Origin of the sequence: Pseudomonas sp. BIC9C, assembly GCF_034541995.1 — a bacterium.
In the GTDB taxonomy this organism is placed as follows: domain Bacteria; phylum Pseudomonadota; class Gammaproteobacteria; order Pseudomonadales; family Pseudomonadaceae; genus Aquipseudomonas; species Aquipseudomonas fluorescens_CC.
Genome location: NZ_JAWDGM010000001.1, coordinates 1,152,936 through 1,174,916, shown reverse-complemented (window position 1 = coordinate 1,174,916; position 21,981 = coordinate 1,152,936). Strand labels below are relative to the sequence as shown.

17 protein-coding genes and 1 pseudogene are annotated in these 21,981 nt (G+C 60.6%); 6 read left to right on the top strand and 12 right to left on the bottom strand.

Features of this window, described 5'->3' with window-relative positions:
- Nucleotides 1-2 precede the first annotated feature (2 nt).
- Genes RS887_RS05585 through RS887_RS05560 form a run of 6 tightly spaced genes read right to left on the bottom strand, consistent with a single transcriptional unit; the run spans nt 3 to nt 6,719 of the window.
- Nucleotides 3-1,334 (bottom strand): DUF58 domain-containing protein, encoded by a 1,332-nt coding sequence (locus RS887_RS05585; protein WP_322614681.1) that lies wholly within the window; start codon nt 1,332-1,334, stop codon nt 3-5.
- On the bottom strand, nt 1,331-2,332 hold the full coding sequence (locus RS887_RS05580) for a MoxR family ATPase (protein ID WP_322614680.1): 1,002 nt from the start codon (nt 2,330-2,332) through the stop codon (nt 1,331-1,333). Before RS887_RS05580 ends, RS887_RS05585 begins: the two co-directional genes overlap by 4 nt.
- Nucleotides 2,329-3,492, bottom strand: a complete 1,164-nt coding sequence (locus tag RS887_RS05575) for a DUF4350 domain-containing protein (protein ID WP_322614679.1) — start codon at nt 3,490-3,492, stop codon at nt 2,329-2,331. Before RS887_RS05575 ends, RS887_RS05580 begins: the two co-directional genes overlap by 4 nt.
- Entirely contained in the window at nt 3,489-5,033 is a 1,545-nt protein-coding gene (locus RS887_RS05570; protein WP_322614678.1) for a DUF4129 domain-containing protein, read from the bottom strand. Before RS887_RS05570 ends, RS887_RS05575 begins: the two co-directional genes overlap by 4 nt.
- A complete protein-coding gene (locus RS887_RS05565; protein WP_322614677.1) occupies nt 5,020-5,997 on the bottom strand; it encodes a stage II sporulation protein M in 978 nt (325 codons plus the stop codon). Before RS887_RS05565 ends, RS887_RS05570 begins: the two co-directional genes overlap by 14 nt.
- The gene (locus RS887_RS05560; RefSeq protein WP_322614676.1) at nt 5,994-6,719 is read right to left on the bottom strand and encodes an RDD family protein; all 726 of its coding nucleotides are present in this window, start codon (nt 6,717-6,719) and stop codon (nt 5,994-5,996) included. The genes RS887_RS05565 and RS887_RS05560 overlap by 4 nt, the downstream gene beginning before the upstream one ends.
- Before the next feature lie 197 nt (nt 6,720-6,916).
- Here RS887_RS05560 and sbcB point away from each other — a divergent pair.
- Nucleotides 6,917-8,270: pseudogene (gene sbcB / locus RS887_RS05555) on the top strand (exodeoxyribonuclease I); the annotation flags it as partial.
- A gap of 174 nt (nt 8,271-8,444) precedes the next feature.
- On the opposite strand, the gene mvaT reads toward sbcB, so the two are convergent.
- Nucleotides 8,445-8,822, bottom strand: coding sequence for a histone-like nucleoid-structuring protein MvaT (gene mvaT, locus RS887_RS05550; RefSeq protein ID WP_007933316.1), 378 nt, complete (start codon nt 8,820-8,822; stop codon nt 8,445-8,447).
- 336 nt (nt 8,823-9,158) lie between these two features.
- Between mvaT and purU the strand changes: the two genes are divergently transcribed.
- Together purU and RS887_RS05540 are read left to right on the top strand one after the other, a co-directional pair.
- On the top strand, nt 9,159-10,007 hold the full coding sequence (gene purU, locus RS887_RS05545; RefSeq protein WP_007993692.1) for a formyltetrahydrofolate deformylase: 849 nt from the start codon (nt 9,159-9,161) through the stop codon (nt 10,005-10,007).
- Nucleotides 10,008-10,093: 86 nt separating this feature from the next.
- Entirely contained in the window at nt 10,094-10,270 is a 177-nt protein-coding gene (locus RS887_RS05540) for a hypothetical protein (protein WP_322614675.1), read from the top strand.
- Here RS887_RS05540 and RS887_RS05535 read toward each other — a convergent pair.
- The 4 genes from RS887_RS05535 to RS887_RS05520 all read right to left on the bottom strand — a co-directional run bounded on the left by RS887_RS05535 (nt 10,257) and on the right by RS887_RS05520 (nt 15,259).
- On the bottom strand, nt 10,257-11,252 hold the full coding sequence (locus RS887_RS05535; protein ID WP_322614674.1) for a lysylphosphatidylglycerol synthase transmembrane domain-containing protein: 996 nt from the start codon (nt 11,250-11,252) through the stop codon (nt 10,257-10,259). The two genes, RS887_RS05540 and RS887_RS05535, sit on opposite strands and share 14 nt — an antisense overlap.
- Nucleotides 11,249-12,025 (bottom strand): polysaccharide deacetylase family protein, encoded by a 777-nt coding sequence (locus RS887_RS05530; protein ID WP_322614673.1) that lies wholly within the window; start codon nt 12,023-12,025, stop codon nt 11,249-11,251. Before RS887_RS05530 ends, RS887_RS05535 begins: the two co-directional genes overlap by 4 nt.
- Entirely contained in the window at nt 12,018-13,130 is a 1,113-nt protein-coding gene (locus RS887_RS05525; protein WP_322614672.1) for a glycosyltransferase family 1 protein, read from the bottom strand. The genes RS887_RS05530 and RS887_RS05525 overlap by 8 nt, the downstream gene beginning before the upstream one ends.
- 239 nt (nt 13,131-13,369) lie before the next feature.
- A complete protein-coding gene (locus RS887_RS05520) occupies nt 13,370-15,259 on the bottom strand; it encodes a methyl-accepting chemotaxis protein (RefSeq protein WP_322614671.1) in 1,890 nt (629 codons plus the stop codon).
- A 188-nt stretch (nt 15,260-15,447) separates the two neighbouring features.
- Here RS887_RS05520 and RS887_RS05515 point away from each other — a divergent pair, with 188 nt between their 5' ends.
- The gene (locus RS887_RS05515; protein WP_322614670.1) at nt 15,448-16,935 is read left to right on the top strand and encodes a helicase HerA-like domain-containing protein; all 1,488 of its coding nucleotides are present in this window, start codon (nt 15,448-15,450) and stop codon (nt 16,933-16,935) included.
- Between the two features lie 120 nt (nt 16,936-17,055).
- Here the strand turns inward: RS887_RS05515 and RS887_RS05510 are convergent, their stop codons facing one another.
- A complete protein-coding gene (locus tag RS887_RS05510; protein ID WP_322614669.1) occupies nt 17,056-17,511 on the bottom strand; it encodes a DUF721 domain-containing protein in 456 nt (151 codons plus the stop codon).
- A gap of 307 nt (nt 17,512-17,818) precedes the next feature.
- Here RS887_RS05510 and secA point away from each other — a divergent pair, with 307 nt between their 5' ends.
- On the top strand, nt 17,819-20,554 hold the full coding sequence (secA, locus tag RS887_RS05505) for a preprotein translocase subunit SecA (RefSeq protein WP_322614668.1): 2,736 nt from the start codon (nt 17,819-17,821) through the stop codon (nt 20,552-20,554).
- A gap of 120 nt (nt 20,555-20,674) precedes the next feature.
- On the top strand, nt 20,675-21,892 hold the full coding sequence (gene argJ, locus RS887_RS05500; protein ID WP_108215085.1) for a bifunctional glutamate N-acetyltransferase/amino-acid acetyltransferase ArgJ: 1,218 nt from the start codon (nt 20,675-20,677) through the stop codon (nt 21,890-21,892).
- Nucleotides 21,893-21,981 lie beyond the last annotated feature (89 nt).

The window sequence follows — 21,981 nt, the reverse complement described above, 5'->3', positions numbered from 1 at the left end:
GTCTAGAACACCCCGGCCTTCTTCCATTCCAGGTATCGACTGATCAGCGCGGCACTTAACTCGCTGGATTTTGCATCCACCACCGTCACCCCATGAGCGTCCAACCGCTCATGGAGTTCGGTCCGGGCATTCAGGTAATCCACTGCGCCGCAATAGACCAGGGCTTCGGGCAAGGTCTGTACCGGTGTCTGGCGCAAGCTGTCGAGCACTTCTTCGCGCAGGCTGGCGATCAATACCCGATGCTGTTTGCCCAGACGCTTGATGGCGGTAAGCAGTTCTTCATCGTCTTCATCTCGCAGGTTGGTCACCAATACCACCAGAGCCCGTCGTTTCTGTCGGGTGAGCAATTGTGTAGTGGCGGTCTCATAGTCGGCACTGCGACCGCTGCTGGTCAGGTCATAGACCGTGTTGAGCAGGACATTGAGTTGCCCAGTGCCTTTGACTGGCGCGAGGTAGCGCGGCTGTTCGCTGGCGAAGGTACACAGCCCGACCGCATCGCCCTGGCGCAGTGCGACGTAACTCAACAACAAGCAGGCGTTGAGCGCGTGATCGAAATGCGCCAGTTCCCCGTCCTGGCTGCGCATCCGCCGGCCGCAGTCGAGCATGAAGATGATCTGCTGGTCGCGCTCGTCCTGATACTCCCGGGCAATTGGCGTGCGTTGGCGGGCGGTGGCTTTCCAGTCGATCTGGCGCAGGCTGTCGCCTTCGCGAAATTCCCGCAACTGATGAAATTCCAGCCCCTGGCCCCGACGCTGCCGCTGGCGTACGCCGAGTTGGCTGAGCCAGTTATCCACAGCCAGCAACTGGCCGCCGTACAGACGAGCGAAGTCGGGATAGACGCGGGTCTGGTCAGTCAGGTTCAGCAGGCGTTTGTCGGACCACAAACCCAACGGGCCGGGCAGGCTGACTTCGCAATGTTCAAAACGGAAGTGACCCCGTCTGAGCGGGCGCAGGCGGTAACCCGCCCGGGTGCGCTGGCCGGGCTGCAAGGGCACCGACAGTGGCAGGTTGTCGAAGACCAGACCGTCCGGTACATGATCGAAGAGTTGGAGGGTCAGGGGCAGTTGATAATCATGTTCCAGCTCCAGCTGTACTTCACCCCAGCGTCCCAGCCCCAGGCTGCCGGGAATCTGCCGTTGCAGGCGGGGCGAGGGCAAGCGTTTGAGGCGGATGGCGTCGATCAATGCCAGGGCCAGCAGGGCCAGGAGCAATCCCCAGTTGATCCGCGACAGGTATGAAGGCAGTGCAAGACCCAGCGCCTGCAAGGTGCCGAGCACGATGCCGATGCCCAGTAGCAGCGCGAGCCAGAGCAGCAGCAGGCGGCTGGGTTTCACAGGCGCGGCGCCGGGACTTGATCCAGCAATTGGCGCAGCACCTGGTCGATGTCCAGCCCTTCGATATCCAGCTCCGGCGCAATGCGCACGCGATGGCGCAGCACCGCCAGGGCACAGCCCTTGATGTCATCCGGTATCACGAACTCACCACCGCGCAACAAGGCGCGCGCCCGGGCGCAACGCACCAGGGCGATGGAGGCCCGGGGGCCTGCACCCAACGTCAAGCCAGGCCAGCTGCGAGTGGTGCGCGCCAGGCGCACGGCGTAATCAAGCACTTGATCGTCCAGCGGCAGGTCACTGGCAATGCGTTGCAAGGCCAACACATCCTTGGCTTGCAACACCGTGCGCAACGGCTGCACGTCGAGCATGTCGGCGCGGGTCGAGCGGCTGACCTGGCGCACCATGTCCAGTTCCTGCGCGGCATCGGGGTAGTCCATGCGTACCTTGAGCATGAAGCGATCCAGTTCGGCTTCGGGCAGTGGATAAGTGCCTTCCTGCTCGATGGGGTTCTGCGTGGCCAGCACCATGAACGGTTGCACGATGGGCAGGGCGCGGCCCTCGAGGGTGACTTGCCGTTCCTGCATGGCTTCGAGCAACGCCGCCTGGGTTTTCGCCGGGGCGCGATTGATCTCGTCGGCCAGCAACAGGTTGGTGAACAGCGGCCCCTTGCGCAGTTTGAACTGCTCGGTCTGCAAGTCGTACACAGCATGCCCGGTGACGTCGCTGGGCATCAGGTCCGGGGTGAACTGGATGCGTGCGAATTCGCCGCCGAAGCAGCGTGCCAGTGCCCTTACCAGCAGGGTCTTGCCCAGCCCGGGTACACCTTCGAGCAATACGTGGCCCCCGGCAATCAGGGCCATGAGCACGTCGTCGATAACACTGTTCTGGCCAATCACGGCTTTTTGCAGTTCGTTGCGTATCGCCTGGGCCAAGTGGCTGGCACGCTGGCGTTGCTGTTCGGCGTGACTCGGTGCGCCGGGCTCGGTCGGTTCATTCATAAGGCATTCCTCAAGGTTTGCAGGTGGGCGACCTGGCGGCTGAATTCAGCGCTGGAAAGCCGCTGCTTCGGTCGCGGGCCCATGGCCTGGCTGATGGCGCGCGTGGGTTGGCCGGTCAGACGCGCGAGCATCAGCCATTGTTCGGCGACGGCGAGCTGGTCATAACCGGGGTGACGATGGCGGACACGGCGTAGGATGTCTTGTTGCAGTGCTCGCAGCAGGCTGTGCTGCCCGCTGCGGCGCAAGATGAAATCGGCACTGGCGTGCAGGTGCTCCTGCAGTTGCCGACGTGCTTTCGGCGCCGGTTCCTGCAGTGGTCCCTGCCGCACGCCAAAGTGCCAGAACCCCAGGCCGATCAAGGCGAGCAATGCAACCAGCGCCTGGGGAAAATAACGCAGCAGCAAGGTCGGCAGGCTGTCGTGATCGGTGTTGAAGATCAGTGTCACGCGGGTGTCGGCGGTCAGGTACCAGAGCAGCCAGGCGTTGTCGTACTGGTCGATGGCCGGGGTTTTCCACAGGTCGGCATCGGTGACCACGATGATCGAGCCAAGCCCGTGATCGAGCTGCATCATGTGCGTGGCCCTGGCGCTGTTGGCCCAGGCCTGGGCAAGGTTTTTCGGGTCTTCGAGATGGAACGCCGTATCGAAACCGGCATAGGCCGGGGCGTCTTCGCCTTCCAGGTAGAGCTTGGTCAGTTGCGGGTACGGATCTTCGCCGACATTGGGTGGCGGTGCCTTGAGGTCCTTGCTCAGGAGTTGGTGCACTTGCACCCGATCGAGCAGCAGGTCGTTGCTGTGGCCGAGTTTTTCGTCCCACAGCGATTCTGCGACAAACAGAAGCCGTCCGCCGGCCCGGGTCCAGTTCATCACCTGGTCGATCTGCCGTGGAGTCATGTTGTAGCGGTCACCGAACAGCAGCAGGCTGTGTTGATGCGGGTCGAGGCTGGGCAGGATGTCGAGGCCATTGGCGTGGTCGACGCTCAGGCCTTGCTGGCGCAAGAAGAGTTCCGCCGCCAGATAAGGGTTGGCCTTGGCTTCGGGGGAGGGGCCGTGGTCGATTTCGCTCGGGTAGGGGGTGGCCTTGAGGTACAGATAAACACTCAACGCAGCCACCAACACGACGATCAACGCCCCGGCTATCGCCCCCCGGCGCCGACTCAACGGATAGCCTGCGAGTCGAACAGAATACGCCAGCCGTTACACAGTTCCTGCTGCACTTGGGCGGGTGGCAGGCGATGACCGTAGGCCATGTTTTGCCAGTGCCCGGTCAGGTCTTTGCTGTAGGCGAGCAAGGCCGGCCGCTGTAATAGTTCGACACGCTGAAGCACCTGGCCTTCGGTGTCGGCGGCTTTGAGTGCGATGTTGAAATCGTGCATCAGGCGGCTGAGCAGGGCGCGATAAAGCAAGCCGAGGGCTTCGCGCGGATGAGTCTGCCAGAGACTTTCAGCGCGGGTGGCGATGTCGGTGGGCAGGGACTCGGGCTTGAGGTCCAGGCCGAATGCCTGCTGCGGTAACGGCCGGGTGGTTTTTATGTCGAGGGGCGGTCGACGGCTGACAAACGCTTGCAACCAGTCGCGATAGCGCCAGATCAACAGGCCAATGGCTCCGATGACGGTGCCCCACAGCACGATTTCAATCAGGCTCGCCAATGCCCCGAAGCGCTGCCCCTCAAGCAGCCTCAGCAGGGCCTTCAACCATTGCGGTGTCTTGCCATCGTCCTTGGCTTCAGCACCTGGCTGGTCTTCGCCAAAGCGGTAGCGCGTCACTGTTTCCCGGTTCTTGAAGGGCGGCTGTTCGAGGATCGTCCTGATGCCTTCCCTGGAGGCCCGACTGGTCAGGGGCTGGCCCAGCAAACGTGGGCTGTCGGGTGAAAGGGCCGGTTCGGCGGCCCACACGCCGTGTGTGGTCGGCATCAGCAATAGCGCGGCGATCAACAGGACAACGGCTGCACCAGTGAGGCGTTGGCGCATGCGGCGGAACACCAGTTCGATATCCCAGGCCTCCAGCACCGTACGCCGGTTCAGGTAAAGGCTGAAACCGCAGGCGACATAGATCGGTTCCCAGACCACCAGCACCAGTGCATAAAAAGCGTTGGTCAGATGTTCCAGCCAACGCCAGTCCTGGCTGGCCGCAGAGATCAGCGACTGCCAGCTCCAGTCGAGCGCGACTTGTTGTGGCAGCAGCAGATAGAACAACACCATCAAGCCGATCCACAGCGCGCCCTCCAGGTGCGCGCCGATGATCGTCAACCAGCGTGCGGCGCCGGCGTCTCGCTGCAACAGCACCTGCAGGCGCTGTTGCCGTTGCGCTCCATTGAGGCCTTCGAGTTGCATCACCGGCATCGCGAAACTGCGATGCAGACTCAGGCGTCGCCAGGTCAGGCTGGCCAGCAGTTGCGGTTTGAGCAGGCGTGGGTACTGCTGCAGGGCCTGCTTGAGCGAAGGCGTTTCAGCGAACATGGCTTTGGACAGGATGTACAAGGGCAGGCGTTCGAACGCCGGCTTCAGCCACCAGAAAATGAATACGGCAAGAGAGGGCGAATCCCAGAATCCCCAACTGAGCAGCGCGAAAACGGGCAAGGTGACCATGGCCCAACTGGTCATCAACAGGCGTCGGTGGCGCTGGCTCAGGAGCACGCCGAGGTCCATGGCTTCCCAGGTCGGGCGCGGGCGAATCACCACCGTGGCGTCACTCAGGTGCATGGCGGCGACGTCCGGCAAACAGAAGATAAACCACCACCAGCAACCAGAGCGCGGCGCCCACCAGGTACTTGGTCTGCTGCGACGGGCCAGTCATTGATGACCAGTAGGCTTCGATAAACGCCGCGATCAACAGGAACAGCATGACCCCGCAGACCAGCAGCACGCTCTTGCGCGCAGCCAGGCGCAAAGCCTCAGAGCGTGGCAGACGCCCCGGGGCGACCAACGCCCAGCCCAGATTCAGGCCGGCGGCACCGGCCAGGGCGATGGCGCTGAGTTCGAAGGCACCATGGCCGATCACGAATGACCAGAAGGTTTGCCCATAGCCGACGTAGGTCAGGTGCCCGGCCACCGCACCGATCATCAGGCCGTTGAAGATCAGGAAGAACACGCTGCCCAGGCCAAACAGCAAACCACTGGCGAAGGTCTGAAAGGCGATGCCGATGTTGTGCATGATGTAGTAGCCGAACATCGCCCAGTCCTCGCTGGCGGCTCGCTCCGCCGTGCGTCCGAGGTGACCGGCAACGGGGTCGTACATGCTTTGCATCTCGCTGACCTGCTCGGCGGGGATCAGGTTGTAGACCAGGTCCGGGTACAGGTACACCAGCAGCGCGAACCCGGCCAGGCTGATAAAGAACATCAGGCTGGCGGCGAGGACGAAACGCCACTGTTCGCGCACCAGTCGCGGAAAGTCGGCCAGGATGAATGCCAGCACGTTGGCGCCCAGGCGGCTGCGGTGACGGTAGAGTTGCTGGTGTCCGCGCAGCGCTTGTTGCTGCAAGGCGTCGATCAGAAAACTGCTGTAGCCCCGCTCCCTGGCCAGTGCCAGGTGTTGGCAGAGACGTCGGTAGTCCCTCGGGAAATTGCCGGCTCCGGTGGCTTTCCTGTCGTGCTCCAATTGCTCGAGCAGGTGAGCGAACTGTTCCCATTCGGCCTTGTGCCGGTTTTCAAAAAGGCTTTGCTTCATGTCGGCCCCAACAAACCGCGGGCAATGCCGTTGAGCTCGGTCACCGCCTGCGGGGCCGGGACTTGCAACGGTTGGGCGAGGATCGCAGCCAGTTCATCGACCCGCGCCCGGGAGAGTTCGCCCTGGCGCTCGGCAAACCCGAGAATGGCCCGCTGCTCGGTGAGTGTCAGCGCAAAGGCCGGGCGGCGGGGCTGGGCTTCGGGGAGTTCGGGGCGGGTGTGCGATTGTTCGCGGTAGATCACCAGGGTCCCGGCGGCGATATCGCCGAGGCGCTTGAAGTGAGGGTGTTGCAGGCAACTGATGGCCCCAAGGAAATAACCGAACGGCAGCAGATCGACCACGCGCAGCAGGTTGCGCAGCAGCGACGCGGACCAGCCGATCGGGGTGCCATCATCATGCACCACCCGTAGTCCCATCCATTGCTTGCCCGGCGAGCGGCCCTGGTTCAGCACCTCGAACAGCACCATGTACCACCAGCTCACCACGAACAGCAGGATCGAGCCGAGTCCGGCCCCCAGTTTGCCGAGCATCGCCAGGGTAATGAACAGCACGCCCAGGACCAGGCCGCGCAAACCAAGGTCAATGGCGAACGCCAGCGCACGGACCATCAACCCGGCCGGGCGCAGTGGCAGGTCGACGCCCTCCGGCGTTTCGACCTGGTACCGCGTATCCAGCGGCGGTGACAGCGGCGCGTTCCCTGGCAGTGCTGTGGTCTCGAGCATGGGCAACCTGATGATGTGGCCTGGATCGGGATTGTGTATCCATTCGATGCTAGCAGCCTATTCGAGGGGGGACGGGGGGAAACGACATAACTGTGTAGTGCAAGGCGAGTCGCACAAGGTGCTTGAATGACAAGACTACTGGCCGGGGCGGGAGGTGAACGCCTAGACTTTGCCGATCTTCTGTTCAGGAATCGCCCGTGACCTCCATCTTCTGGTACGACTACGAAACCACTGGCATCAATCCCCGTTGTGACCGTCCGTTGCAAATGGCCGGCCTGCGCACGGATTTCTATCTCAATGAAATTGACGAGCCGGTCAATCTTTACTGCCAGCCCAGTGACGACATCCTGCCGCATCCGGCGGCCTGCACGATCACGGGAATCACCCCCGGGCAACTGCAGGCGCAAGGCTTGAGCGAAGCCGATTTCATGACCCGGGTGCATGCCCAGCTCGCGGCGCCCGGTACCTGTGGCGCGGGGTATAACACCTTGCGTTTCGACGACGAAATGACCCGCTACAGCCTGTACCGAAACTTTTTCGACCCTTATGCGCGGGAGTGGCAGGGCGGCAACAGCCGCTGGGACCTGATCGATGTGGTGCGCGCCGCCTATGCCTTGCGCCCCGATGGCATGGTCTGGCCGACGGACGACGAGGGGCGGGTCACGCTCAAGCTTGAGCGCCTGACCGCTGCCAACGGCATCGATCATGGCAATGCCCACGAAGCGCTGTCGGACGTTCGCGCGACGATCGCCCTGGCACGCCTGATACGGGAAAAACAGCCAAAACTGTACGACTGGCTGTTCCAGTTGCGCAGCAAGCAAAAAGTCATGGACCAGATACGGCTGCTGCAACCAATGGTGCATGTTTCCGGGCGTTTTTCCGCAGCGCAATTATGTGGGTGTGGTGTTGCCGCTGGCCTGGCACCCGCGCAACAAGAACGCCCTGATTGTCTGTGACCTGCACCTCGATCCCCAGGGCCTGCTCGATCTGGATGCCGAAAGTTTGCGCCAGCGCTTGTATACCCGCCGCGACGAACTGGCCGAAGACGAGTTACCGGTGCCGTTGAAGCTGATTCACATCAACAAGTGCCCGGTGGTGGCCCCGTTGTCGGTACTTCGCCAGGAAGATCAGCAGCGTCTGGGGCTGGATATGGCGCTTTATCAGCAGAGGGTGTTGCAGCTCAATGACGCCCGGAAAGTTTGGCAGGATAAAATTCTGGCAATTTATGCCCGTGAAGATTTTTCCCAGAGCCAAGATCCTGAGCAACAGTTATACGATGGATTTATCGGTGATCGGGATCGACGTTTGTGTGAACAAGTCAGAACCGTTGACCCGAAGCAATTGGCACAAGAGCAGTGGCCTTTCGATGACGAACGTTTGCCGGAATTGCTGTTTCGATATCGCGCACGCAACTTTCCCGACACGTTGAATTCCGAGGAGCAAGAACGCTGGCGAATATTCTGTCAGAAACGTTTGTCAGACCCCGAATGGGGGGCGCCAAATACCCTTGAAAGTTTTGTAGAAGCCGCGGCCCAATTGAGCGTTAGTGCTACTGCGTTTCAGCGGGGGGTGCTCTGTGAGTGGCAGGATTATGTCCAGGGACTACGCCAGCGCTTGAGTCTTTGAATTCGAACATGCCAGGGCTTAAACACCATGCATAAAAAAACGCCAGCATTTGCTGGCGTTATTTTTTGTCACGGATCCATCTGCGACAAGCTCCGGGGCTTAGCCCAGCAGGGTAGCCCAGCCTTCCACCACGTCACCGCCCCACTTGGCTTTCCACTCTTTCAGAGTCTTGTGGTTGCCACCTTTGGTTTCGATGACTTCACCGTTGTGCGGGTTTTTGTATTGTTTAACTTTGCGAGCACGCTTGGTGCCGGTAGTTTTCACTGCACCGCCGCGTGGTGCCTTGGTTTTGGATTCTGGATCCAGCAGCGCGATGATGTCGCGCAGGGACTTGGAGTATTCACCCATCAGGGTGCGCAGTTTGCCTTCGAATTCCAGCTCGGTTTGCAGTTTGTCGTCTTGGGACAGGTTCTTCAAACGGGCTTGCAGCTCTTTGATAGCTTCTTCGGTGGCGCGATATTCGTTGATCAAGGACATGTGGACTACCTTATGTTGTGCGCTGGATGGCAGGTGACAGTGCGGCAATAATAGTCACGGTGTTTCATCAAGTAAACATTTAAGCCAACTTTATTTAATTTAACTGCTGTGTCTTTGGCGTGCATTGGTAATGCTGTTATTAGTATGGTCCAGGTCTGTCAGATATACATAAATTAACATTTGACCGGCACCGCTAGAGCATCCGGGCGAACCAGCACTGGCGCTGTCCGCCCTGTCGCACCGACCTTCGGGCAGGGCAAAACGTCAACAATACTGCAGTTTTGCTGCGCAATCGCTAGAATGGCGGCCTTTGCGAAGTTCTGGAGTTTCCCCCTCATGCGCACTTTTCGTCTGGTGATTTCTTGCCCGGACCGTGTTGGCATCGTTGCCAAAGTCAGTAACTTTCTGGCATCACACAACGGCTGGATCACTGAAGCGAGCCATCACTCGGACAATCTCAGTGGCTGGTTCTTCATGCGTCACGAAATCCGTGCCGACTCCCTGCCATTTGGTATCGAAGCGTTTCGCGAAGCCTTTGCCCCGATCGCCGAAGAGTTTTCGATGGACTGGCGCATCACCGATACCGAACAGAAGAAACGCGTGGTGCTGATGGCCAGCCGCGAGTCGCACTGCCTGGCCGACTTGCTGCACCGCTGGCACAGCGATGAACTGGACTGCGAAATTTCCTGTGTGATTTCCAACCATGATGACTTGCGCAGCATGGTGGAGTGGCACGGTATTCCGTACTACCACGTCCCGGTCAATCCGCAGGACAAGCAACCGGCCTTCGCCGAGGTTTCGCGCCTGGTCAAACAGCACGATGCCGAAGTGGTGGTGCTTGCCCGTTACATGCAAATCCTGCCACCGGAGTTGTGCAGCGAATACGCACACAAGGTCATCAACATTCACCACAGCTTCCTGCCGTCGTTCGTCGGTGCCAAGCCGTACCACCAGGCCTCCCTGCGTGGCGTGAAGCTGATCGGTGCGACCTGCCACTATGTGACCGAAGAGCTGGATGCCGGCCCGATCATCGAGCAGGACGTGGTGCGCGTCAGCCACAGCGACAGCATCGAAGACATGGTGCGTTTCGGCCGTGATGTCGAGAAAATGGTGCTGGCCCGAGGCTTGCGTTATCACCTGGAAGACCGGGTGCTGGTACACGGCAACAAAACCGTCGTCTTCTGACAGACCTGCGGCACAGTTGAAATTCGAAGGGCCTGGGCGTTCAATCGCTTCAGGCCCTTCGCCGTTTCTGCACCGAGGACAAAACCATGACCGATCCACTGGACAAAGCCACATCCAGGGCGCCCGCCACGCTGGGCGAGGGTTGCCTGAGCCGCTACGACCCGGATGACATGGGGCCTGAAACGGGTACGGAGTTCCCTGACGCCGCGCAGTTGTGGGAACAGTTGCAGCAAGAGCCCGAGGACAAACCTAAGCCTGCCTGAGTTTCATCAGTTTCTTCAGCAGCGGGCTGCCCAGCATCAGCAAAAACACCGGTCCACCAACCAGCAAATAGAAGTAGTACGTCACCGCCCGCCAAATCAGGATCGCCGCAGCCGCGGTGGACTTCCCGACCATCGGCGCCAGCAGCGCAGCGGACGTCAGCTCTGCCGCCCCGGCGCCGCCCGGCAGCAGGCTCAATTGTCCGGCGCTCAGGGCCAGCATCTGGATCAGAAAGCTCCAGGCCCACTGCAAGTCCGCGCCGAGCCCGCGCAACGCCAGATAGAGCACGCTGTAGCGTATAACCCAATGCACGCAGGTCAGGACGAATACCTTGATCAAGGTCTGCACGGGCAATTTCAGCGTGTCGGTAAAGGCCGCCAGAAACTGCAGGAGCTTGCGCGCCCAGCGCATTCGAGTGGTCGCCTTGACATTGAGTCGGGCGAGCCATCGGCCGCTCAGGCGAATCAGTAAACGGTGATACCGCGCCACCATGGCGCTACTGATCAGGCCGCCAAACAACGAAACGGCGCTGACCGTCAGCATCCATTCCATGCGCTGGCTCAGGTGCTGGAACAGGGCGTAAATCAGAATCCCGCTCAGGGCACAGAGGAAAAACAGCAAGTCGCTCAACTGGTCCATGGCAAACACGGCACTGCCCCTGGCCGGACGCACATCGTGTCGTGCCAGCAAAGCCATGATCGTCAAAGGCCCGCCGCTGCCGCCGGGCGTGGCGCAGTAGGCAAATTCGGCGGCCATCACCACGCCGAGGCTTCTGAGCCGGCTGACCTTGTGGCATTGATCCCCCAGCAACAGGCGCAGGCGCAGGGTGTTCACGCCCCAGCACAGCAAGATCATGCCAAACATGGTCAACAGCCACAGCAGCGGAAAACCGGTCAGCCGGGACCAGGTTTCGCTGCCGCCCAACAGTGTTGGAATCAGCACCGCCACGAGCAGGCCGACGAGCAACAGCAGTCCGCGACTCATGCGGCACGACCCGGTCGGTCGTTTTGCAGCGCCAGCCACTGGGCCTTGGTCATCGGAACCCTTCCGTTGTCGAGCAGGCGTTTCAGGGTTTGTAGCCAGTATCGGTACGAGAATTCATGGCGCATGTCCACCGGGTGCAGGCCCAGGCGAATTACCGGTGCCTGCTGCCAGCGTTGCTCACGGCGATCGCTGACGAGCTTCGATACGCCCCGGCGCCAGGCACTGCGCGCACTCCAGACCAGACCGGGTGCCTCGATCGCGGTGAAATCCGGCAATCGGTATAAATGCTGCGAGTCGCTGGTGTAACTTAACGGCAATTGGCGCAATGCCTGGCGAGTACCTTGGCTCATCAGCCAGGCAGGGGCGACGAACCCCGCCAGCGGCCAGTCATGGCGGTGGAACATCTCGATGCCCGAACGCAGGCGGGCGAGGGCGGCTTCTGCTGACAAATTGTAATACTCGCCTTCGTGGGTGTAGACCCGACGCATGAACCAGTCGCCGGGATTGCGGGCCATCGGTCCGTCATCGCAGTGGAAGTAGCCATGCAGTGCCAGTTCGTCGCCGCGGGCAACCCTGGCGCTGAGCTGGCGGCGAAATTGCGGATGGGCGTCCAGATCGTTGTGTTTGTGGAAGTCCGGTACCACCAGCCAGGTGATCGGCACGTCACCCAATGCGTCGACGGCTTTGAGGAACGGCTGGTAATCGGCCCAGGTTGGCGGAGCCACGTCGTGCAGTACCAGCAGCAAACCGGGTTTGTTCATGGGCTCAACCATTGGCGGTTAGTGGCCATTGGCTACCGAGCACGGCGTGGTAGTGGCGCAGCAAGCTGTTGACCACCGTGTCCCAGGCGTAATGCCGTTCGACATGCAACCGTGCCTGTTTGCCCAGCGTTGTGTTGCCCGACCCGAACAGTTCTCGAACGGCGGCGGCCATCGCGGCAGGATTGTTCGGTGTGCAGAGGCGGCCGCAGTCCTCGGTGACGATTTCCTCGAAAGCCCCGGCGGCCACGGCCACCACCGGAATGCCGCTGGCCATGGCCTCCAGAATGACCAGGCCGAATGTTTCCTGATCGCCGGCGTGCAGCAATGCGTCGGCGCTGGCCATCAGGCGGGCCACCTGCGCCGCCGGGCAGAACTGGTCGATCACCGTCACGTTGGACGGCACGGCCGTGGGCATCGACGAGCCCACCAGCAGCAGGTGATAGCGTCCACCCAGGCGTTCCATGCAGTCGAGCAGCACGGGCAGGTTTTTTTCCTTGGAACCACGCCCGGCGAAGATCAGCAACCGGGTGTTTTCGTCCAGGCCCAAGTCGGCCCGCAGCCCGGGGTCCCTGGCATCGGGATTGAAGGTTTGCAGGTCGACACCGAGCGGCTGCACGAAGACATTCCTGACCCCAAGCCCGGTAAGTTTGTCGGCCATGACCCGGCTGGGCGCCAGGACCCGGTCGAAGTTGCCGTAGAGCTTGCTGACATAGGCCTCGACGTTGTTGGTCACCCAGTTGCCCATGCGGTTGCGGACCAGTAGCGGCAGGTCCGAGTGATAAAAGCCGATGACCGGCACGTCGAGTTGGCGCCGCGCATCCAGCGCCGCCCATGCGGTGAGATAGGGGTCGCCGACTTCGATCAGATCAGGTTGCAAGTCTTGCAGGACATTGCGCCAGGGCGCCAGACGCAGAGGGAAGCGATAGCCCTTGCCGAAGGGCAGGGCAGGGGCCGGAACGGTGAAGATGCCGTCCTGCTCGCTCAAGGAGGGCCCAGGGATCAGCAAGCTGTGGCGAATGCCCGGCTTGATGCCCAGGCGACGGTGCTTTGCATCCAGATAAGTACGCACGCCACCGCTGGCAGGGGCATAGAACATGGTGATGTCAGCGATATGCACGATGAACGGTCCTCCAGTCCCGGTACTCCCTTGGTTGACCTTTATGAAGAATAGATGTTCGGTTGGGGTTATGCGGGAGGGATGTCAGCGGGGGGATGTATCGTTTGACAGGCCGCTATCGCGAGCAAGCCCGCTCCCACAGTGTTTTGTGGTGCAACACAGATAGTGTGAACACCAAGATACCTGTGGGAGCGGGCTACCCCGGGCGGCGTTCCGACGATGAGGCCAGCGGCAGCGCCTCAGATCCTGAAGCTACCCACCAACTGCTTCAACCGCGCCGCCTGCTGCTCAAGGTCCGAGCAAGCGCGCAATGTCGATTGCAGGTTTTCCACACCTTCCTGGTTCAGCGTGTTGATCTCGGTGATGTCGACGTTGATCGACTCCACCACGGCAGTCTGTTCTTCGGTTGCGGTGGCCACCGACTGGTTCATGCCGTCGATTTCACCGATACGCAGCGTCACGCTGTTCAGGCGTTCGCCCGCGAGGTTGGCGATTTCCACGCTGTCCTGGCTGTGGCGCTGGCTGTCGCTCATGGTGCTGACCGATTCCCGGGCGCCGACTTGCAGCTCCTCGATCATCGTCTGCACTTGCTGCGCCGATTCCTGCGTGCGGTGTGCCAGGTTGCGCACCTCGTCCGCCACCACGGCAAAACCACGACCGGCTTCACCGGCGCGCGCGGCTTCAATCGCGGCGTTGAGCGCCAGCAGGTTGGTTTGCTGGGAAATGCTGGTGATCACTTCGAGGATCTGCCCGATGTTCACGGTTTTGCTGTTCAACGATTCGATATTGGTGCTGGAAGCGCTGAGCATGCTCGACAGCTGATTCATCGCGACAATGCTGCGGTCCACCACTTGCTGGCCGTCTTCGGCCAGGCTGCGGGCATCGCTGGCCTGGCTCGAAGCCTGAGCGGCGTTGCGCGCGATTTCCTGGGCGGCGGCGCCGAGCTGGTTGATGGCGGCGGCGACGCTGCTGGTGCGCGAGGCTTGCTGGTCGGAGTTGAACATCGACGAGTTGGAAGCCGCGACCACCCGTAATGCCACTTCGTTGACTTGCCCGGTGGCCGAAGACACTTCGCGGATCGAACCGTGAATACGCTCCACAAAGCGGTTGAACGCGGTGCCCAGGCTGCCGAATTCGTCGTTGTTGACGATGGTCAGGCGCTTGGTCAGGTCGCCTTCGCCGTCGGCGATGTCGGCCATGGCGCGGGTCATGACGTGCAATGGCTGAATCAGGATGCGAATCAGCATGCCGAGCAGGGCGATGATGATGGCCACGGCAATGACGGTCGCAACGACCGCGGAGGTGCGGAATTCGCTGAGCTTCGAGAAGGCTTTGTCCTTGTCCACCGACAGGCCGATGTACCAGTTGACCGACGACAGGCCCTTGATCGGGGTGAAGGTCACGATGCGGGTTTTACCGTCGACCTGGATTTCACTCAGGTCGCTGCTGATCGCGGGCGTATCCTGCGGGTAGACATCCTTGAGCGTCTTCATCGCCAGCGCTTTGTCGGGATGTACCAGGATCTTGCCATCGGCGCTGATCAGGAAGGCGTAGCCCATGCCATCGAAATCCAGCGCATTGAGGCTGTCGGCGATCACCTGCAGACTCAGGTCGCCACCGACGACACCGATGTTCTGTCCATCCTTGATCACGCTATTGACGATGGAAATCACCAGTTGGCCGGAGGCCAGGTCCACGTAGGGTTCAGTCAGCGCCGAACCGCTGGTGCCTTGAGCGCTCTTGTACCAGGGGCGCGCACGAGGGTCATAGCCGTCGGGCATCTTGCTGTCCGGGCGAATGATGAAAGAACCGTCCTTGCTGCCCAGGTAGGCACCCATGAAGGTCGAAGTCACGGCTTTTTGCACAAGCAGACTGGATACGTTGCCCGCCTCGGGATTGAGTGCGACGGTTTGTGCCAGGTTTTCTATCAACAGGCTGCGCCCGTTCAACCAGGTCTGGATGTTGTTGGCAGTGACTCTGCCCATTTCCTGCAGGTAATTGTCCAGGTCCTTACGAATGGCGTTGCGTTGCAAATAGTCGTTGTACAGCGTGAATGAGGCGAAGGCGGCAATAACGATAAGGGCGGCGGCAAGCAGGATTTTATGGCTGAAACGCAGATTTTTGTTCATGGCTTGGGGTTCCGCTAAGGTCTTAATGTCCAGCGCGTGCTTTTATAAAGGGACGCACAACGGGCAAGGTTGAAAGCAAGTGAATTTTCCGACTCTCCTTAGGGAAATTTCTGACCAGATCGTGTCTGTCTGCTTTGTCGTTATTTCTATCGGCCGTGTAGGACCAAAGATTAATCATGGGTGACCAAATGCCTGATTCATTGCAACTCGTTATCGGCGCCGACCTCAAGGGGCAGCCGATCGCCCAGGCCATGCGCCTGGCAAACCGCCATGGTTTGATCGCAGGTGCGACCGGTACCGGCAAAACCGTCACTTTGCAACGACTGGCCGAAGCCTTCAGCGATGCCGGCGTGGCGGTGTTCGCCGCCGACATCAAGGGTGACCTGTGCGGCCTTGGCGCCGCCGGCAACCCCCAGGGCAAGATCGCCGAACGGATTGCCGGGATGCCATGGCTCAACCACAAGCCTCAGGCTTATCCGGTGACGTTGTGGGACGTACAGGGTCAGTCCGGTCATCCTTTACGCACAACCTTGAGTGAAATGGGGCCGTTGCTGCTGGGCAGCCTGCTGGAACTGACCGACAGTCAGCAGTCGGCGCTGTATGCGGCGTTCAAGGTGGCGGACCGCGAAGGCCTGTTGTTGCTGGATCTGAAAGACCTGAAGGCACTGCTCAATCACCTCAGGGACAACCCGGAACTGCTCGGGGACGACGCGGCATTGATGACCACCGGCTCCAGCCAGGCGTTGCTACGGCGTCTGGCGACCCTGGAGCAACAGGGGGCCGAAGCTTTGTTCGGCGAGCCGGCGCTGCAACTCGAAGACATCCTTCAACCCACCGCGGATGGTCGCGGGCGCATTCATTTGCTGGATGCCAGCCGTCTGGTGCATGAAGCGCCGAAGGTCTACGCGACGTTCCTGCTGTGGCTGCTGGCCGAGCTGTTCGAGCAACTGCCTGAGCGTGGCGACGCGGACAAACCGTTGCTGGCGCTGTTTTTCGACGAGGCCCACTTGTTGTTCAACGGTACGCCGCAGGCATTGCGTGACCGTCTGGAGCAAGTCGTGAGGTTGATTCGCTCGAGAGGCGTGGGCGTGTATTTCGTCACCCAGTCGCCGGGTGACCTGCCGGATGACGTGCTGGCTCAGCTGGGCTTGCGCATCCAGCACGGTTTGCGCGCGTTCACCGCCAAGGAGCAGAAATCCCTGCGGGCAGTGGCGGACGGCTTCCGGCCAAACCCGGCGTTCGATGCCTTGTCGGTGCTGACTGAGCTCGGTATCGGCGAAGCGTTGGTCGGGACCTTGCAGGACAAGGGTACGCCGGAGATTGTCCAGCGGGTGCTGGTAGCGCCGCCGCAATCGCGGATCGGGCCTTTGACCGGTGCCGAGCGTACAGCGCTGATTGCCGCTTCGCCGTTGCAGGGGCGCTATGACAAGCCGATTGACCGTGAATCAGCCTATGAGGTGCTGATGGGGCGCAAGGGCCTGGCACCAGAAGCCGAAGCGGTTCCGGGAAAACCGGTACCCGAGGAACCGAGCTTCACCGAGCAGGCCGGGGAATTCCTTGGCACGGCGGCGGGGCAGGCGTTGAAATCGGCGATGCGCCAGGCGGCCAATCAGCTTGGGCGCCAGTTGGTACGCGGGTTGATGGGGTCTTTGCTGGGTGGCAGCAAACGCCGCTAGCTTGAACGAACACAGTCAAAGTGGGAGCGGGCTTGCTCGCGAAGACGTCATTACAGCCAACACTGATGTTGAATGTCAGTCCGCTTTCGCGAGCAAGCCCGCTCCCACATTAGTCCGATGTCAGGTTCTGGTTTTGGCGTGCGCCGCCAGTCGCTCCAGCGCTGCCCGCAGATTCGGGTCACTGATGCCATCAGCCGTCGCCTGAATGGTCGCGGCAGCATCATTGGACAAATCCATGGTGTGCCCGACTGCGCCCCGCTGAACGGTAGGCGGCTGCACCTTGAACAGGATTCGTGTCAGGTTGGCGAACTCGTCGAACAGTTGCAATTGCCGCTGCAGACGCTTCTGCTGGTAACGCAGGCGGGTTGCCCAGTGGCCGTCGGTGACAATCAGCAACAAGCTGCCTTCGCGCCAGGAAGCCACGTGGCAATGCTCGCGAGCGGCGGGTTGCAATTGGCTTTCGAGCAAACGTTGCAGATGACCCAGGCGTTGAGCGTGGCCGAGAATGGCTTTCAGCGGCTTGGCTTCGCGTAGTAGAACGGCAGGTACTTTGGCCGTAAGTGGGCGAAATGCCATGATCAGACACCTGAAGTAACAGAGACGCCATGGTAGCAGAAAGCAGCGAATGCACCCGCCCATTGCTTTTGTGGACGCTTTACCCATTAAATCAACAACTAACTTCTGCCTTGAACGGCTTGAAGTTGAGCAAAACGCCCCTATTTTAAGTGAGCCCCGTCAAAGCGCTGTGCCAGCATCGTGGAATATCGCCACTTTCCTCTCCATCGTTTCCGGGTAGAATGCTCGTTCGCATGCGGCCATGAGGGCTGCACGGGCGACTCACGGGGCCGCCCTCCATCCCTTTAGTGTGGAAGATCCTGCCGATATGTTTGCGCCTTTGTTAAAGAAACTTTTTGGAAGCAAGAACGAGCGTGAAGTCAAACGCATGCTCAAGACGGTGCAACTCGTCAATGCCTTCGAAGAGCAAATGGTGGCCCTTTCGGACGATCAATTGCGTGCCAAGACCAGCGAGTTCAAGGCCCGCATCGCCAAAGGGGAATCCCTCGACAAGCTGCTGCCAGAAGCCTTTGCGGTCGCCCGCGAAGCCGGCAAGCGTGTCATGGGCATGCGCCACTTCGATGTCCAGCTGATCGGCGGCATGACCTTGCATGAAGGCATGATCGCTGAAATGCGTACCGGTGAAGGCAAGACCCTGGTGGCAACACTGGGCGTTTACCTCAACGCGCTGTCCGGCAACGGCGTGCACGTTGTGACGGTGAACGACTACCTGGCCCGCCGAGACGCCAACTGGATGCGCCCGCTGTATGAATTCCTCGGCATGACGGTCGGCGTTGTCACGCCGTTCCAGCCGCCGGAAGAGAAGCGCGCAGCCTACGCCGCCGACATCACCTACGGCACCAACAACGAATTCGGTTTCGATTACCTGCGCGACAACATGGCGTTCAGCATGGAAGAAAAATTCCAGCGCGAACTCAATTTTGCCGTGATCGACGAAGTCGACTCCATCCTCATCGACGAAGCCCGTACGCCGCTGATCATCTCCGGTCAGGCCGAGGACAGCTCCAAGCTGTACATCGAGGTCAACAAGCTGATCCCGCAGCTGAAGCTGCACGTCGAGGAAGTCGAAGGCGAAGTGACCCAGGCCGGTCACTACACCATCGACGAGAAGACCCGTCAGGTCGAACTCAACGAAGCCGGTCACCAGTACGTCGAGGAAACGCTGACCCGCATCGGCCTGCTGGCTGAAGGCGAGAGCCTGTACTCGGCGCATAACCTGAGCCTGTTGACTCACGTTTACGCCGGCCTGCGCGCGCACAAGCTGTTCCATCGCAACGTCGAATACATCGTGCAGGACGGTCAGGTCGTACTGGTCGACGAGCACACCGGTCGTACCATGCCGGGTCGCCGCTTGTCCGAAGGCCTGCACCAGGCCATCGAAGCCAAGGAAAACCTGAACATCCAGGCCGAGAGCCAGACGCTGGCGTCGACCACCTTCCAGAACTACTTCCGTCTGTACAACAAGCTGTCCGGCATGACCGGTACGGCCGACACCGAAGCGTTCGAGTTCCATCAGATCTATGGCCTGCAGGTCATGGTGATTCCACCGAACAAGCCGCTGGCCCGTAAAGACTACAACGACCTGGTGTTCCTGACTGCCGACGAGAAATACGCGGCAATCGTGGCCGACATCAAGGAAAGCATGGCCGCCGGTCGTCCGGTGCTGGTGGGTACTGCCACCATCGAAACCTCCGAGCACATGTCCAGCCTGCTCGTGAAGGAAGGCATCGAACACAAGGTCCTGAACGCCAAGTTCCACGAAAAGGAAGCCGAGATCATTGCCCAGGCCGGTCGCCCGGGCGCACTGACCATCGCCACCAACATGGCCGGTCGTGGTACCGACATCCTGTTGGGCGGTAACTGGGAAGTGGAAGTGGCTTCCCTGGAAAACCCGACCCCTGAGCAGATTGCCCAGATCAAGGCCGACTGGCAGAAGCGTCACCAACAAGTGCTCGAATCGGGTGGTTTGCAGGTGATTGCGTCCGAGCGTCACGAATCGCGCCGTATCGACAACCAGCTGCGTGGTCGTGCCGGTCGTCAGGGCGACGCCGGTTCCAGCCGCTTCTATCTGTCGCTGGAAGACAGCCTGATGCGCATCTTCGCCTCTGACCGGGTGAAGAACTTCATGAAGGCCCTGGGCATGCAGCCTGGCGAAGCGATCGAGCACCGCATGGTGACCAACGCCATCGAAAAGGCCCAGCGCAAGGTCGAAGGCCGCAACTTCGACATTCGTAAGCAACTGCTCGAGTTCGACGACGTCAACAACGAACAGCGTAAAGTGATCTATCACATGCGTAACACGTTGCTGGCCGCCGACAACATCGGCGAGACCATTGCCGACTTCCGTCAGGACGTGCTCAACGCTACCGTCAGCGCTCACATTCCTCCGCAATCGCTGCCTGAGCAGTGGGACGTGGCCGGCCTGGAAGCTGCGCTGCAGAGCGATTTCGGTGTGACGCTGCCGATCCAGCAATGGCTCGACGAAGACGATCACCTGTACGAAGAAACCCTGCGCGAGAAGCTCATGAGCGAGCTCGTCGCGGCGTACAACGAGAAAGAAGACCAGGCGGGCGCCGAAGCGCTGCGCACCTTCGAGAAGCAAATCGTTCTGCGCGTTCTGGACGACCTGTGGAAAGACCACCTGTCGACCATGGACCACCTGCGTCATGGTATCCACCTGCGTGGTTATGCCCAGAAGAACCCGAAGCAGGAATACAAGCGCGAGTCCTTCACCCTGTTCTCCGAGTTGCTGGATTCGATCAAGCGCGATTCGATCCGTGTGTTGTCCCACGTTCAGGTTCGCCGCGAAGACCCGATCGAAGAGGAGCAGCGCCTGCGCCAGGAAGCCGAGGCATTGGCCGCTCGCATGCAGTTCCTGCATGAAGAGGCTCCAGGCCTGGAGCAACCGGAAGTGTTGGGCGAAGAGATTGATGTTGCTCTCGCTACTGCGCCGGTTCGCAACGAGCAGAAGCTGGGTCGCAACGAACTGTGCTACTGCGGTTCGGGCAAGAAGTTCAAGCATTGCCACGGGCAGATTCAGTAAAACCCGTTTCAAACGCTGAAATACCCGCGCCGCGACCGGCTTCTGCCGTCGCGGCGTTTTACCATTCGAACCACCGTTTCCCTTGAGCGGTGCTGACATTATTTATAAAGGAGCGCATTCATGGCTGTTGGTCTTGGTCCTTTGCCAACGTTGCACCCGGTTGCCGGTTTTGAACTCGGTATCGCCTCGGCCGGCATCAAGCGCCCGGGGCGCAAGGATGTTGTGGTCATGCGCTGTGTTGAAGGCTCCACGGTTGCCGGCGTGTTCACCTTGAACGCCTTTTGCGCCGCACCGGTGATCCTGGCCAAGCAACGCGTACAAGGCCCTGTGCGTTACCTGCTGACCAACACTGGCAATGCCAACGCCGGCACGGGCGAGCCTGGCCTGGCCGCCGCCGAGCGCACCTGCGCCAAACTGGCTGAACTGACCGGTGTCGATGCCAGCCAGGTGCTGCCGTACTCCACCGGTGTGATCGGCGAGCCGCTGCCTGTGGAGAAAATCGAAGGTGCGCTGCAAGCTGCCCTCGATGATCTGTCGATCCACAACTGGGAAGCTGCCGCCACCGGCATCATGACCACCGACACTTTGCCAAAAGGTGCCAGTCGTCAGTTCCAGCACGACGGTGTGACCATCACCGTTACCGGCATCAGCAAAGGCGCCGGCATGATTCGCCCGAACATGGCCACCATGCTCGGTTACATCGCCACCGACGCCAAGGTTTCCCGCGACGTGCTGCAAAACCTGATGCTCGATGGCGCCAACAAGTCGTTCAACCGCATCACCATCGATGGTGATACGTCGACCAACGACTGCTGCATGCTGATCGCCACGGGTCAGGCCGCGCTGCCGGAAATCACCCGCGCCGAAGGCGAGTTGTTCGCCAAATTGAAGCAAGCGGTGTTCGAAGTGTGCATGGACGTGGCCCAGGCCATCGTTCGCGATGGCGAAGGCGCGACCAAGTTCGTCACCGTTGAAGTCAACGGTGGCGGTAATCACCAGGAGTGCCTGGACGTCGGTTACACCGTGGCTCACTCGCCGCTGATCAAGACCGCACTGTTTGCTTCCGACCCGAACTGGGGCCGTATCCTGGCCGCTGTTGGCCGTGCCGGTGTTCCGAACCTGGACGTGAGCAAGATCGACGTGTTCCTCGGTGAAGTGTGCATTGCCAGCCGCGGCGCGCGCGCGGCAACCTACACCGAAGCCCAGGGCGCGGCGGTGATGCAGCAGGAAGAAATCACCATCCGTATCGAGTTGGGTCGCGGCGATTGCAGCGAAACCATCTGGACTACCGACCTGTCCCACGAATACGTGAAGATCAACGCCGAGTACCGTACTTGATACACGGTTAAAGACCGAGTCGTCCCATTCGCGAGCAAGCCCGCTCCCACAGGAGATCTTCAGTGAACACAAAATGTGAGTACTGTCCG